Origin of the sequence: Muriicola sp. SD30, assembly GCF_041205185.1 — a bacterium.
Taxonomy (GTDB): domain Bacteria; phylum Bacteroidota; class Bacteroidia; order Flavobacteriales; family Flavobacteriaceae; genus Muriicola.
Window position 1 is genome coordinate 796,630 of sequence record NZ_JBGEWB010000002.1, and the last position, 14,392, is coordinate 811,021.

The 14,392-nt window shown below is 42.6% G+C and carries 14 protein-coding genes and 1 tRNA gene; 4 read left to right on the plus strand and 11 right to left on the minus strand.

Going from position 1 to position 14,392, the window contains the following annotated elements; all coding sequences use genetic code 11:
* Nucleotides 1-11: 11 nt before the first annotated feature.
* The 4 genes from AB8P51_RS08685 to AB8P51_RS08700 form a co-directional block, all read right to left on the minus strand.
* Nucleotides 12-905: an HlyD family secretion protein gene (locus tag AB8P51_RS08685; RefSeq protein ID WP_369748416.1), complete on the minus strand. Its 894-nt coding sequence runs from the start codon at nt 903-905 to the stop codon at nt 12-14.
* Nucleotides 906-919: 14 nt separating this feature from the next.
* On the minus strand, nt 920-2,191 hold the full coding sequence (locus AB8P51_RS08690) for a TolC family protein (protein ID WP_369748417.1): 1,272 nt from the start codon (nt 2,189-2,191) through the stop codon (nt 920-922).
* A gap of 63 nt (nt 2,192-2,254) precedes the next feature.
* Complete coding sequence (locus AB8P51_RS08695) at nt 2,255-2,863, minus strand: TetR/AcrR family transcriptional regulator (RefSeq protein ID WP_369748418.1); 609 nt, start codon at nt 2,861-2,863, stop codon at nt 2,255-2,257.
* A 727-nt stretch (nt 2,864-3,590) separates the two neighbouring features.
* Nucleotides 3,591-3,663 (minus strand) — tRNA-Met (locus AB8P51_RS08700).
* Between the two features lie 122 nt (nt 3,664-3,785).
* On the opposite strand from AB8P51_RS08700, the gene AB8P51_RS08705 reads away from it, so the two are divergent.
* Nucleotides 3,786-5,150: an alanine/glycine:cation symporter family protein gene (locus tag AB8P51_RS08705; RefSeq protein ID WP_369748419.1), complete on the plus strand. Its 1,365-nt coding sequence runs from the start codon at nt 3,786-3,788 to the stop codon at nt 5,148-5,150.
* Nucleotides 5,137-6,021 (plus strand): GTPase Era, encoded by an 885-nt coding sequence (gene era, locus AB8P51_RS08710; protein ID WP_369748420.1) that lies wholly within the window; start codon nt 5,137-5,139, stop codon nt 6,019-6,021. The genes AB8P51_RS08705 and era overlap by 14 nt, the downstream gene beginning before the upstream one ends.
* On the opposite strand, the gene AB8P51_RS08715 is transcribed toward era, so the two are convergent.
* A complete protein-coding gene (locus tag AB8P51_RS08715) occupies nt 6,012-6,521 on the minus strand; it encodes a GTP-binding protein (RefSeq protein ID WP_369748421.1) in 510 nt (169 codons plus the stop codon). The genes era and AB8P51_RS08715 overlap by 10 nt on opposite strands.
* Before the next feature lie 130 nt (nt 6,522-6,651).
* On the opposite strand from AB8P51_RS08715, the gene der reads away from it, so the two are divergent.
* Complete coding sequence (gene der, locus AB8P51_RS08720; protein ID WP_369748422.1) at nt 6,652-7,953, plus strand: ribosome biogenesis GTPase Der; 1,302 nt, start codon at nt 6,652-6,654, stop codon at nt 7,951-7,953.
* 7 nt (nt 7,954-7,960) lie between these two features.
* Here der and AB8P51_RS08725 read toward each other — a convergent pair whose 3' ends face one another.
* The 6 genes from AB8P51_RS08725 to AB8P51_RS08750 are packed head-to-tail and all read right to left on the minus strand — an operon-like array spanning nt 7,961 to nt 11,672.
* Nucleotides 7,961-8,419, minus strand: a complete 459-nt coding sequence (locus AB8P51_RS08725; RefSeq protein WP_369748423.1) for a hypothetical protein — start codon at nt 8,417-8,419, stop codon at nt 7,961-7,963.
* Between the two features lie 49 nt (nt 8,420-8,468).
* Nucleotides 8,469-9,278: a YgcG family protein gene (locus tag AB8P51_RS08730; RefSeq protein ID WP_369748424.1), complete on the minus strand. Its 810-nt coding sequence runs from the start codon at nt 9,276-9,278 to the stop codon at nt 8,469-8,471.
* Nucleotides 9,259-9,702 carry a TPM domain-containing protein gene (locus AB8P51_RS08735; protein WP_369748425.1) on the minus strand — a complete coding sequence of 148 codons (444 nt, stop codon included), beginning with the start codon at nt 9,700-9,702 and terminating at the stop codon, nt 9,259-9,261. The genes AB8P51_RS08730 and AB8P51_RS08735 overlap by 20 nt, the downstream gene beginning before the upstream one ends.
* Before the next feature lie 4 nt (nt 9,703-9,706).
* A complete protein-coding gene (locus AB8P51_RS08740) occupies nt 9,707-10,306 on the minus strand; it encodes a LemA family protein (RefSeq protein WP_369748426.1) in 600 nt (199 codons plus the stop codon).
* Between the two features lie 59 nt (nt 10,307-10,365).
* On the minus strand, nt 10,366-10,695 hold the full coding sequence (locus AB8P51_RS08745; RefSeq protein ID WP_369748427.1) for a MerR family transcriptional regulator: 330 nt from the start codon (nt 10,693-10,695) through the stop codon (nt 10,366-10,368).
* Nucleotides 10,695-11,672 carry a M23 family metallopeptidase gene (locus tag AB8P51_RS08750; protein WP_369748428.1) on the minus strand — a complete coding sequence of 326 codons (978 nt, stop codon included), beginning with the start codon at nt 11,670-11,672 and terminating at the stop codon, nt 10,695-10,697. The genes AB8P51_RS08745 and AB8P51_RS08750 overlap by 1 nt, the downstream gene beginning before the upstream one ends.
* Before the next feature lie 104 nt (nt 11,673-11,776).
* Here AB8P51_RS08750 and alaS point away from each other — a divergent pair, with 104 nt between their 5' ends.
* Entirely contained in the window at nt 11,777-14,392 is a 2,616-nt protein-coding gene (gene alaS, locus AB8P51_RS08755; RefSeq protein ID WP_369748429.1) for an alanine--tRNA ligase, read from the plus strand.

The window sequence follows — 14,392 nt, forward strand, 5'->3', positions numbered from 1 at the left end:
ACTGCAACCGCCTACTGACTACTGGAAAGCCACATCTCCGCAGGCATCCCAATTTTCAGGCTCCCATCATTTTTTACCCTGATTTTTACCGCATACACCAAATTGACCCGCTCCTCTTTTGTCTGTATGATCTTTGGGGTAAACTCGGCTGAATCGGAGATCCATGATATTTGCCCTTGATAGGATTTCATCGAGTCTGCATCATCGATTTTTACCGTAACCTCTTGACCTACTTTTAGATTGGCCAATTGGTTTTCGCTGATATACACACGAAGTATCATTTCATCGAGATCGGCGATTTTGTACAGGGGTTTCCCAAAGGCCGTAATTTCGTTGGGTTCGGCATATTTTACCAGAACCGTTCCCTTTGCCGGGTTTTGAATAACGCTCTTTTCGATCTGGTCCTCAATCTGTTGCACCTGTACCTCAATGCTTTTGACCTCGTTTACGATCGGTGCGTTCTGGCTCTCTACACTTTTCATTTGTTCCTTTATAATGCTAATCTGTCCGTTGATATCGTCAAGTTGTTTTGTGGTAGCGGCGTTCGCTTTCACAAGGTTTGCAATCCGGTTCTGATCGTTTTGGGCAACCCTTAATTGCTCTTTGAGCACTTCCCGTTGTGAGAGTACATTTCGTGATTTGGAAAAGATGGTGTTTTTAGAGGCCAACAATTGATCGCGTTTTAACGATAGCTGAACGGTATCGATTACGCCGACCAGTTGGTTTTTGTCCAATACGTTTCCCTCCTCGACACTAAACGTCAAAAGCTTGCCGTTCGCCTCTGCGGAAATAGTGGTTTCCGTGGCTTCAAAGTTTCCGTAACCATCGGCCTTGTTCCCATTGCCGGTACAGGACAAAAGGGTAGTTACAAGAAGTGCTGCGATGCTATTATATATTTGTTTCATTGCGATAGATTGAATTAAAATCGGTTTTTGTTATAGGCTCCTTTTGTAATCTGGTATTGAATTTTGTTCAACAATAACTGGGTCTCGTGTAAGTTCAGATGGCTTTTGGCCTCGTATAGATTCGTAAATTCGGTTATATAGGCCGATGATGTGATGACCCCGTTCTTTAATTGCGATTCCGCTGTTTTCAGGATGTTCTCCCGAAGGGCGATGATTTCATTGTCGGTGGCGATCAATGCCTCGATTTTATCGATTTCGGATTGCAGATTGACGAGTTCCATACTGTTGTTGAGTTCAAAAGTCTCTTTTTGAGAGTCGATAATCTCTTTGTTGATTTCAAGGGATTGTTTTTCGGTCTTGGTCTTTTTCCAGTCGAACACGTTCCAATTCAATTTGAGCCCCGCCATATAAAAGGTGTTGAACGAATTGTCAAGCATATTAAGACCGGGATTCCCGTAACCGCCCTGTGCAAAGGCATTCACTTTGGGCAGGTTTGATTTTGAAAGTAGTTGGGAGGAATAATCGATCTGTTCCTGTTGAAGATCGAAGAGCTGTAATTCGGGCCGTTGTGATTCGGTCGCGCCCAAAAAAACTTCTGGTCTTGTGAGTTTGACATCTTCGGACAATTCCTTTCCTATAAGCAGCGACAACCGCTGTACCAAGGCCGATCTGTTATAACTCAGTTCTGCGAATTGCTGTTTTATTTTTAGGAGTTCCGCTTCCAATGCCTGTTCGGAGGAGGCTAGCAGTGCTCCATATTTTACGCCTGCCCTTACCTCTTCGATGCGGGATTTCAATTGCTCCTCCTTTGCATTTAGCAAGGCTTGGTTTTCCTGCAACAATAGCACCGATAGGTACATCGAGTTGACCTGATTTTTCAGACCGTACAAATTTACATCTACATGTTGTTGGTTTACTTTTGATGTGGCCTCCTTCACTTTGGAGGTCGCATCGATCAGCCCGCCGTTGTAGATCAATTGGTTTACGTCCAGAGTTGCCCGGTACTGATCCTTGTTGGGCGGTTCGATGGTTACATTGGGAAGTTGGAGGGGTAAACTGGTCACATCCGATTGGTAAGTGGCCTGTGCATTAATATCCAATTTGGGCAATTTTCCTTTTTGGATCGCTTCGATATCCAGTCGTACCTGATTTTTCAATAGTTCGGACTGTTTTGCCGACGGATAGTTTTCGGTTACCAGTTTAAAACACTCATCTAGCGTAAGTGTCTCTTGGGCCGCAACCATAAAGGGTAAAATGAATACGAGAATTGAAAATAGTCTATTCATTGTATCGTATTTAGTTGTTCAAGCAAATGTTGTTTTTTAGAGTCTCCGTTTCAATGATATTCATCATCCATAATTTTTAATGGAACTTATAATAAGCTCGGGTATCAATTTTTTACGTTCTTCCATCATCATTTTAAAATTCTCCTCGTCAATATTCAAAAGCCCTTTGACCAAACCATTGGCTGCAAACGAGAATGCAGTCAACGAAAAAAGGTTTAAAATCATTTGCTTTGGGTCTATGGTTTTTAGGACACCTTTTTCTATTTCTTCAGTTATTTGTTTTTCAAAAGGACTGGGGTCGGGAACCCCATGAGTATTGAAAAAATTATGTGCAAATTCCGGATTGTTATTTATCTCTTGAATCAGAAAAGAGGGGATATACGGATTTTCCTGTACAAAGGAGATATAGCGGTCTACAAAGCTTCTTACTTTTTCGAATACAGTAGCATCACTACTGAAAATTTCATTGATCTGCGGGGCGAACTTTAGAAAAGTCTGCATAAAAACAGCTTCGAACAATCGTTGTTTGCTCCTAAAATAATAGTGCAGCATAGCCTTGTTTATTCTGGCCTCGTCAGCGATTTCCTGCATGCGTGCCCCGGCCATTCCTTTCTTCTGGAATATGTTGATTGCTGCCTCTAAAATTTTCTGTTCTGTCGTGGAATCTTTCATTAACTACATGATTTAACTAAATGGTTAATAAAGTTATAAAAAATTGCTTACGAATTTAGTTTCCGGTTTAATTTTAATATTTATTTAGCATGGATAGTTTATCTTTTTTAAAAGTGGCGTGATTCTATGTAGCAATGGATTCTTAACAGTGTAGGTCTCCCATGAAAGCTCCAAAGCGAGTTGGTCGCAAAAAACGAAGGATTTTTTGGACACAATAAAGCTTGAATTGTCCAAATCATTAAATATGTACTTGAAATATAAGAAATGAAGTAATTTGGAATATGACTGGATTCTTTCCTCCCCACCTTCGTTCCACTTCGGTGGATCGGGAGGGCCAAAGAGAGAGCTTTATAAAGAAAGCCGTCTATAACTATGTCATTTGGAATTTGTCATGTCCAAAGGGAACTGGATTCATTTCCTCGCTACGCTCGGAAATGGGTCCCGATAGCTATCGGGAGGGCTTCACAAAGAAAGCCATCAACCTCGCCTTAGCGAGGTATTGGCTTTTCCTTTTTTCGCAAACTCGAACGAGTTCGGTTTGTCCACAACTTCATATAGGACTGGATTGTTTTCTCGCTTCGCTCAAAAACGGCCTTGGAAGTGGCTTTACAAAGAAAACCATCTGCCTTGTTTCACAAGGCCTGGCTTTCCCTTTTTTCGCAAACTCGAACGAGTTCGGTTTGCTCCAAAAGCAAAAACCACCAGCTGAAGCTGATGGTTTTCTTTGTAGCGGGGACTGGACTCGAACCAGCGACCTTCGGGTTATGAGCCCGACGAGCTACCTACTGCTCTACCCCGCGATGTGGACGGCAAAGATACAACGGTTTTTTAGGAATATCAAAATTTGCTTCCACAATTATTTGATAGGCCAGGGTCTGACTAAAATCTGAAAAATACCTACCTTCGGAACTTCAGCTTGCCTATGGAAATATTGAATGATTTTCTTTCCGGTTTGATTCCCTACACGGAATGGCCCATGTTTATCCTTTTGATAGGTGGAGGTCTCTTCCTGGTTTTCTACTCCAGATTTTTGCCTTATCGCTTCTTTGGCCATGCAATCGCAATTACATCCGGGAAATACGATGATAAGAATGCCAAGGGGGATGTTAGTTCCTTCCAGGCCCTGTCTGCTGCGGTCGCAGCAACAGTCGGACTCGGAAATATCTCTGGAGTGGCTATTGCCATCCATGATGGTGGACCCGGAGTAGTTTTCTGGATCTGGATTACAGCTCTGATAGGAATGTGTATTAAATTTTATTCCTGCAGCTTGGCCATCATGTACCGGGGGACAGATTCTGATGGTAAATTACAGGGAGGCCCCATGTTTTATATAACCCAGGGAATGGGGTCAAAGGCCAGGCCTTTGGCGGTATTCTTCTGCATCTGTGGCCTTTTTGGATTTCTGGGAGTATTTACGGCTAATCAATTTACCGAGACCTTTATGAGCGTGGTTGATCCGGTAGAGACCCTATATGCAACCAGTGAGTTCAATTGGAAACTGGGAATAGGTGTCATCCTCGCCATTATTACATCTTTTGTGATCTTCGGGGGATTGACAAAAATAGCGAAGGTAGCCTCTGCTATTGTCCCTTTCATGGTTTTGGTTTATCTCGCAGCAGTCATTGTGGTAATGGCTATGAATTCAGAATTGGTATGGCCTTCTCTCAAAATGATTATCACTGAAGCATGGAATTTTAAGACTGTTGTAACCGGAGGCTTTTGGGGTCTGGTCATTATTGGGATACGAAGGGCCATGTTTTCTAACGAAGCCGGTCTGGGGAGTGCACCTATGTATCACGGGCAATCCAAGAATGACGAACCCATCAAAGAAGGCCTGGTAGCTATGCTTGGGCCCTTTATCGATACGATCATGGTCTGTACCTTCACTGCAGTCGTCATTATTCTCAGTGGGGCTTATCTGGAAGATGGTAGTGGAATAGTGATGACACTGAACGCCTTTAGAAAAACCCTTTTTGGTTATGGGGACGAATTGCTGATGCTTATCGTTACGGCATTTGCCTTATCTACCTTGTTTACTTATTCCTACTATGGCGTAAAGAGTTTGTCTTTCCTCTCTAATGCAAGGATTGGAAAATGGTACAATGTATACTTTGTGTTGATGATCGTTTTTGCTGCTGTTGCCTCACTCGATCTGGTTAAAAACCTAATTGATCTCTCTTACGCCTTAATGGTTATTCCGAATATGATCGCAGTGTTGTACCTTGCACCCAAAGTAAATGCAGCAGCTAAAAAATACTTTGCTCAGTTAAAGGATGGAAAAGCATAAAGCCGGTTTTGTCAATATCATAGGAAATCCCAATGTGGGGAAATCTACCCTTATGAATGCCTTCGTAGGGGAGAAGCTCTCCATAATTACCTCTAAGGCTCAGACCACTCGTCATCGCATTTTGGGGATTGTCAACGGAGAAAATTTTCAGGTTATCCTGTCAGACACCCCCGGGATTATAAAACCAGCATATCAGCTGCAAAATGCCATGATGGATTTTGTAAAGTCGGCCTTTGAAGATGCAGATGTTCTAATCTACATGGTTGAGATAGGGGAAAAGGCACTAAAGGACGAATCGTTCTTCGAAAAGATCAAAAACAGCAAAATTCCCGTTTTACTTTTGTTAAACAAGATAGATACAGCAGACCAGGCCTTACTTGAAGAGCAGGTTCAATACTGGCAGGAAGAATTGCCCGGGGCAGAATTACATCCGATTTCCGCTTTGACCAATTTCAATGTTAAGAATGTTTTTGAGCGAATCGTAGCCCTCTTGCCCGAGGCCCCGCCATACTTTCCGAAAGATCAGTTAACAGATCGTCCGGAACGCTTTTTTGTCAATGAAACCATCCGTGAAAAAATCCTGAAACACTACAAAAAGGAGATCCCTTATGCCGTGGAGATTGAGACGGAAGAGTTTCTGGAGGATGAAAAGATCATCCGCATACGTGCTGTTATCATGGTAGAGCGTAATTCCCAAAAGGGTATTCTGATCGGACACAAAGGAAGTGCTTTAAAAAGGGTAGGGGTAGAGGCCAGAAAAGACCTTGAGAAGTTTTTTGATAAGCAGGTCCACATAGAACTCTATGTGAAAGTAAATAAGAACTGGCGGAGTGACAGTAGACAACTGCGACGCTTTGGATATCAATCCTGAGAAGCTTCTTTCCGGGATATTACCTTCATAAGGAATAGATGAAGCTGTTGCATCTGAGGTCTTCCCTTTTTTTTGCCCGCCCTTCCCATAAAGTAAAAAAGGAACCACAATACGATCATTGCGCCCATCGCCCCCAGTAACCATCCGTAGGGTTTATTTAGTGCAGCACTACTATATGCCCAGATTCCGAAAATGATAAAAAAGGTGGCTACTCCAAAATGCAGAAACATAAAAAAGGTCCACAGTGTGGGATTGGGTCCAAATAAACCGTGCACTTTACTCCCTCCCGATTCATTTTCAATAATTTCCAGATGGAGTTGAGGTGACCAGAAATGTGTTTCTTTCGAGTTGAATTTAATAAAAACATGATCGTCAATTCGCTTAACAACATAGGGTGATTCAGTACTGTCTTCAAAATACTTCAAAAGGACTTCCTTATCCTCTTCTCGTTCGAGATTGAATCTGGGACGTAGTACTATTTCGTTTGGTAATGGTTTCATGCCTATGGCAATATAAGAAAAGATACGATTTACAATAATTATGAACGGCCTCAGGCAGTAGATTTTATGGCATATTACATAGCTTGGAAGTTGCTTTATTAATACTACCTTTGTCCCCTAGTTTTAACGTATGAGCGCAATTGTTGCCATAGTGGGCCGACCCAATGTTGGGAAATCAACCTTTTTTAACCGCCTGATCCAGCGGCGTGAAGCTATCGTAGACGCGGTAAGCGGAGTAACCCGTGACCGCCATTACGGGAAGAGCGATTGGAACGGGAAAGAATTTACGGTAATCGACACAGGAGGCTATGTACTGGGCAGCGATGATGTTTTTGAGAAAGAGATCGACAAGCAGGTAGAACTGGCGATAGGGGAAGCGGATGCTATCATTTTTATGGTCGATGTGGAAACGGGTATAACAGGCATGGATGAGGATGTAGCCAATCTTTTGCGGCGTGTTGACAAACCTGTTTTTCTGGCAGTTAACAAGGTCGACAATACACAGCGGCTACAGGATGCGGTAGAGTTTTACTCCCTGGGTCTGGGAGAATACTTTCCTATTTCAAGTATTAATGGTAGCGGGAGCGGGGAACTGCTTGATGAACTGGTAAAAGTTTTGCCCGAGAAAGAAGAGTCGAAAAGCGAGTTCCCGAGATTCGCGGTTGTCGGAAGGCCAAATGCCGGTAAATCTTCCTTTATCAATGCACTTATAGGAGAAGAAAGATACATAGTGACCGATATCGCAGGAACCACAAGAGATAGTATCGATACTAAGTATAATCGGTTTGGTTTTGAATTTAATCTGGTAGATACAGCTGGAATAAGGCGGAAGGCAAAGGTAAAGGAAGATCTGGAGTTCTATTCGGTCATGCGATCAGTCCGGGCCATTGAGCACTGTGATGTCTGTATCCTTATGTTAGACGCAACCCGCGGTTTTGACGGGCAGGTAGAAAATATTTTCTGGCTTGCACAGCGCAATAATAAAGGGATTGTAATTCTGGTTAATAAATGGGACCTGGTGGAAAAAGATACCCATGCTGTTAAAGAGTACACACGAAAAATCAAAAAGGCAATAGAGCCTTTTACGGATGTTCCCATATTGTTTGTTTCTGCCCTTACTAAGCAAAGGATCTACAAGGCTATTGAAACGGCAGTAGAAGTTTTTAACAACAGGAGCAAAAGGATTCCAACACGAAAAATAAATGATGTAATGCTACCTATTATTGAGCATACACCTCCCCCGGCTTATAAGGGTAAATACGTCAAGATCAAATTTATTACCCAGCTTCCTACTCCCTACCCACAGTTTGCCTTTTTTTGCAACCTTCCCCAATATGTGAGAGAACCTTACAAACGTTTTCTGGAGAATAAACTTCGGGATAATTTCGACTTTACCGGGGTTCCGGTAACCATCTTTATGCGGAAGAAATAATGGACGTCTAATTCAGCACAATGGTGTAGAAAGAAGAATGGGTTTCTGCATCAGTAAAAACATCATTAGAACTTAGCTCTGTAATTACCAGTCGGTCTCCGCAGCAGGAGTCATCAGTGGTACTAAAAGTTACTTCCAGATCAAATTCGTAGTCAGTGCCCAAAGAAATAGTGTAGAAATAGGTACCTGCTTGCCAGTCGAAGCTCGAGATTTCTAATAAACCGCTAGTTGCGCCCTGCGTATCGGGAAAGACACGTATCTCTAGCTTTTCCGAGGAATTTCCTGATACTTCAATATTTTGAAGGGTATACGTACCATTAGAAATAACGTTTTCCCCATCTGCAATGAGCTCCAGATTGATGGAATCATTAGCCGCACACAAGACTAGAGAACAATCTGTTTTATTATCCTCAGAACAACTTGTAAAAGCAAAACACAATAGAGTTAATAGGATTATTCTTGGCATAGAATGGGGATTTACAATAAAGATGAACAGTCGCCAATAAGGTTGCCTCTTACCAGCCTCCTGATGCGCCACCGCCTCCGAAACCGCCTCCGCCAAAGCCGCCCCCGAAGCCACCGCCTCCGAAACCACCTCCGCCAAAGCTGCCCGAGCCGCCTTTATAACTTCCACGGCCCATATTGCTGAGGATGATCACATCCCAGATATCGAGACCTTTTCCACGTCCTCCTTTCTTTCCACCTCCTTTGTTATTGCGATTCGCAAAGATGATTACAAGGACAAAAATGAAAATGACTATAAATATTATAAAGACTATAATGCCAATTCTAATGTTTTTGTCGTTGCTGGAGTAGGTTTCTACCCCTTTCTGGAATTCTCCGTTAAGAACCTGGAAGATCGCATCTGCCCCCTTGTTTAATCCCAAGGCATAATCACCATCTCTGAATTCAGGGACAATTATAAGATCAATAATTCTTTTGCTCATGGCATCGGTGAGTCTTCCCTCAACCCCATAACCAGTATTGATGGCGATCTTTCTATCGTCATTTGCCACCAGGATCAGAACACCGTTATCTTCTTTTTCCTGCCCTATTCCCCACTTCTGTCCCCATTGGGCGCCCAGGTAATTGATGTCCTCCCCCTCTGTTGATGCGATAATGGCAACGACTATTTGTGTTGAGGTGGTATCTGAATACCTGATAAGCTTATCTTCCAGTGCCTTCTTATCTCCCTTCGAGAGCAGGGATACATAGTCGTAAACACTGGTTTCCAGTTTCGGTTTATCGGGGATGGTGAATTGTCCCCATACCAATGAAACACTGGATAGAAATACAACTAGAATGCTAGCTTTTAGATACCTCATTACTCAGTTCATTGGTGTCATTATTGTTATATGGAAAGTGGGCTTTCAATTCTTCTCCGGCTTTTAGGATACCATTTACGATCCCTTCTTTAAATTCCCCATGTTTAAAATGTAATTGGATCACATCTTTTGTGTCATTCCAAAACGTATTGGGAACAACTTCATTAATACCCCTGTCCCCGTAGATCACAAAAGTCCGATCCTGGACGGCAATATAGATCAGAACTCCATTGGCGTCTTTTGTTTCGTCCATCTTGAGTTCGTGGAAAACTTCCTGTGCTCTCTCATAGGAATCTTTCTTGGAACTACCCTCTATGTGGACGCGTATCTCTCCTGAAGTATTTTTCTCTGCTTTACGTATGGCCTCAACAACTTCGTTCTCTTCTTCCGGGGTTAGAAAGGCCTCTACCTTAGATTCTGGCATGGGATCAATCGAATTCAAAGTTTACGTCAGGGGCATTTTCAGAACCGGGATTCGCCTGATATCGGGCCATTTCTTCAAAACCAAACCATCCGGCCAGGAGTTTATTCGGGAATTTGGTAGTATGAATATCGTATATGTTCACAGCTTCGTTAAAGCGATCACGAGCAACGTTTATCCTGTTCTCCGTGCCTTCCAGTTGTGCCTGTAATTCCAGGAAATTCTGATTGGCTTTAAGTTCGGGGTAGCGTTCAACCGTTACCAAAAGACGAGATAGTGCTGAGGAGAGTCCGGTTTGTGCTTCCTGAAACGCTGCCATTTTCTCGGGCGTAAGGTCATTGACATCAATAGTTGTTGAGGTAGCCTTTGCTCTTGCTTCAATTACGTCGGTTAGTGTTCCGCGTTCAAAATCGGCTGCACCCTGTACCGTTTTCACAAGGTTTCCGATAAGATCATTACGCCTCTGATAAGTACTTTCTACATTAGACCAGGCCGTTTTGGCATTGGCTTCATATTCTACGGCAGTGTTATTAAAACCAACCGCCCACTGGTAAATGCCAAAGGCGACAACCACCAGGATAATTACGGGAATTAACCATTTTTTCATAAGTGTTCTCAATTAAAAGTTAGGTATTTATTTGTATCAAAAATCAGTTGATTGTTACATCATAGCTGTTTTTTGATTTTGATAAGCTCTGCTTTAACGCGTTCTAATTTCTGAATAATATCAAAGTTGGAAAGTGTTTTTTTCTTTTCTTCTCTTAGATGAGTTTTTGCTCCTTCGAGTGTAAATCCACGCTCTTTTACTAAATGGTATATCAACTGTAGATTTTTGATATCATCAGGAGTGAATTTTCGGTTCCCCTTGGCATTTTTTTTGGGCTGCAGCACGTCAAATTCCTTTTCCCAAAACCTGATCAGGGAAGTATTCACGTCAAAGGCTCTGGCTACCTCGCCAATACCGTAATATCTTTTTTCTGGTAGCTCTATATGCATTAATCCAATGATTGGTTTTCCTGGTTGGCGTATTTCAGCATGTTTTCAAATTCCTCGGCAGTTAAACTTCCGTAATAGAAATTAATTGGGTTGATTCTATCGCCATCTTTCCATACTTCATAATGCAAATGAGGTGCTTCCGATCGGCCTGTACTTCCTATGAATCCAATTAAATCACCGCGTTTTACTTTCTGGCCCTTTTTCACATTGTACTTGCTCAAATGTGCATAGAGAGACATATATCCATACCCGTGTTCTATCCGAATGTGCTTCCCGTATCCGGATGCCCTGTTGTCTGCCCTGGATACCGTTCCGTCACCTGTAGCATATATAGGCACTCCTTTAGGGGCTGTAAAATCCATTCCCCAGTGCATCTTCCTCGCCTTGGTAAATGGGTCTGATCTCCAGCCGTAACCTGAAGCCATCCTTGTGAGGTTTTCATTGTTTACGGGCTGAATGGCAGGGATTGCAGCAAGTAATTTTTCCTTGTCTTCCGCTAGCTTGGTGATTTCATCAAGGGAGCGCGACTGGATGACCATTTGCTTCTGGATAACGTCAAGTCTTTTTGTCGTAGCAATGATCATTTCTGAATTGTTGAACCCTTCGAGTGACTTGTATCGGTTTACCCCACCAAATCCGGCACGCCTTTGCTCTTCAGGGATAGGATTCGCTTCAAAGTAGAGCCTGTAGATATTATTGTCCCGGTCTTCTATATTGGTGAGAACCTGTTCGATTTGTTCCAATTTCTTATTGAGAAGCTCAAACCTGAGTTCGTAATTTTTTACCTCCCGTGAAAGGGATAACTCCCTGGGAGTGTTCAGGATGTTTGTATTTAGCAGGAAGATTAATCCGAGAAAACCAAAAAGTGCAGAGCCGAGAATAAAAAGAAAGATGTTCCTATATCGACGGGATTTTTTCAGCTCTATTTTTCGATAGGAGAGCGTGTCCGGATCGTAATAGTACTTAACTTTAGACATGAATGTAAATTATCCTATTTTTGTGCTTCCATTGTATCAAAACAAACAAATATAAAAATTGTTTTGCAGAAAGCGTTAAAATTACCGAAACCTTATTTTCTTATATGACTTCGAGCGAAATACGCGATCATTTCCTGGCATTTTTTAAGGGAAAAAATCACACCATTGTGCCATCAGCTCCTATGGTTATCAAAGATGATCCTACCCTGATGTTTACCAATGCCGGAATGAACCAGTTTAAAGAATATTTTCTGGGTAACAGCGTATCAAAACACCCCCGTATTGCAGATACCCAAAAATGCTTGCGGGTAAGCGGAAAACACAACGACCTGGAAGAGGTAGGAAAAGACACCTACCATCATACCATGTTTGAGATGCTGGGGAACTGGAGTTTCGGGGATTACTTTAAAAAAGATGCAATTCAATGGGCATGGGAATTACTGACCCAGGTATACGGGATCGAGAAAGACAGCCTCTACGTATCAGTTTTTGAAGGAAGCGAGGATGAGGACGATCTTGATCTGGATGCCGAAGCTCTGGAATTATGGAAAGCTATTGTCCCTGAAGACAGAATCATCTTCGGAAATAAAAAGGATAATTTCTGGGAAATGGGAGATCAGGGTCCTTGCGGACCGTGTTCTGAGATTCATGTCGATATACGTTCAAAAGAAGAAAAATTAAAGATTCCCGGAGCTCAATTGGTTAATCAGGATCATCCAGAGGTTATAGAGATCTGGAATCTTGTTTTTATGCAGTACAATAGGAAGGCAGATGGAAGCCTTGAACCACTTCCGGAAAAACATGTGGATACCGGAATGGGCTTTGAACGCCTCTGTATGGTATTACAGGGAGTGAATTCTAGTTATGACAGCGATCTTTTTACCCCGCTGGTAAAAGAACTTGAGCTGGTAAGTGGGAAGTCCTACGGAAAAGATAAGGAGACGGATATCGCATTCAGGGTGGTGGTTGACCATATCAGGGCTGTGGCCTTTTCAATTGCTGATGGGCAGTTGCCGAGCAATAATGGTGCCGGCTACGTTATCAGACGAATCCTGAGAAGGGCTGTAAGGTATGGATTTACCTTTCTGGGAACTTCAGAGCCCTTTATATATAAACTGGTAAAAGTCCTTGTGGCTACCATGGGAACTGCATTTCCCGAGTTAAAGAAACAAAATGTCCTTATTGAAAATGTTATCAAAGAAGAAGAACACTCTTTTCTTAAAACACTTGAACAGGGACTTACCCTCCTCGATAATGTGATTTCTAAAACCAAAGGGAAGGTGGTAGACGGTGAGAAGGCATTCGAATTATACGATACCTTCGGATTTCCAATAGATCTTACAAGTCTCATTTTAAGTGAAAAAGGCTATACGCTTGATGAAGCAGGTTTTGAAAAAGCCATGCAAAAGCAAAAAGCCAGGTCCCGATCTGCTTCCGAAGTATCCAAAGACGATTGGCAAATCGTTTCCGGGAATGGGGAACAGGAGTTTTTAGGATATGATCAGCTCAGTGCTGAAGTACAGCTGGTAAAATACAGGAAGGTAGTCACTAAAAAAGAAGGAACACAGTTTCAGCTGGTTTTCGATAAAACTCCTTTTTATCCCGAAGGGGGAGGTCAGGTAGGAGATAAGGGATATCTGGAAGTTCCAAATGGGGATGTTGTTTATATTCTGGATACAAAGAGGGAGAACAATGAAATCGTCCATTATGCAAAAAACCTTCCCAAACACCCGGCGGAGACTTTAATCGCCGTAGTGGATAAAGTTCAAAGAGCGAGGACGGAGCGGAATCACAGTGCCACTCATTTGCTGCATCAGGGATTGAGACTAATTTTAGGAGAACACGTAGAACAAAAAGGCTCCGCAGTGCATTCGGGACATCTGCGCTTCGATTTCTCACATTTTGCCAAATTGACAAATGAGGAAATCCGTCGCGTTGAGGATTTTGTAAACGAAAGAATACAGGAACAGCTTCCTTTGGAAGAACAGCGTAATATTCCTATGAAAAAAGCCCTGGAGGAAGGTGCCATGGCCCTGTTTGGAGAAAAATACGGGGAGCAGGTGCGTACGGTTCGTTATGGCGATTCCATAGAGCTATGTGGAGGAACACACGTAAAGAACACAGGAGACATCTGGCACTTTAAGATAATTTCTGAAGGGGCAATTGCAGCCGGGGTGCGCAGGATTGAAGCCATAACATCCGATGCTGTACGCCAATTCTATGAGGAAAAAAACAAACAGTTAGACGAAATCAAATCGCATTTGAAAAGCAGTGGAGATCCTGTAAAAGCGGTAGAACAACTCCTGGAAGAGAACAATGCGATGAAGAAGGAGATCGAAGCATTGTTAAAGGCCAAAGCCAAAGGCTTAAAAATTCAGTTAAAGCAAGAACTGGAGTCGGTAGATGATTTTTTCTTCCTGGCAAAAGAGGTAGATCTCGATGCAGGAGCTATGAAAGATCTGGCCTTTGAAATGGGGCAGGAAGAAGAGAAATTGTTTTTGCTTTTTGCATCCGAAAAGGATGGTAAGGCCTTACTGAGTTGTTATATCTCAAAGAATCTTGTTGAATCCAAAGGCTGGAATGCAGGTAAAATAGTTAGAGAACTCGGCCAGTATATCCAGGGTGGAGGAGGCGGACAGCCTTTCTTTGCCACCGCCGGTGGAAAGAACCCGGCCGGAATACAAAAGGCCCTCGAAGAGGTACGCTCCCTGATCCAATAA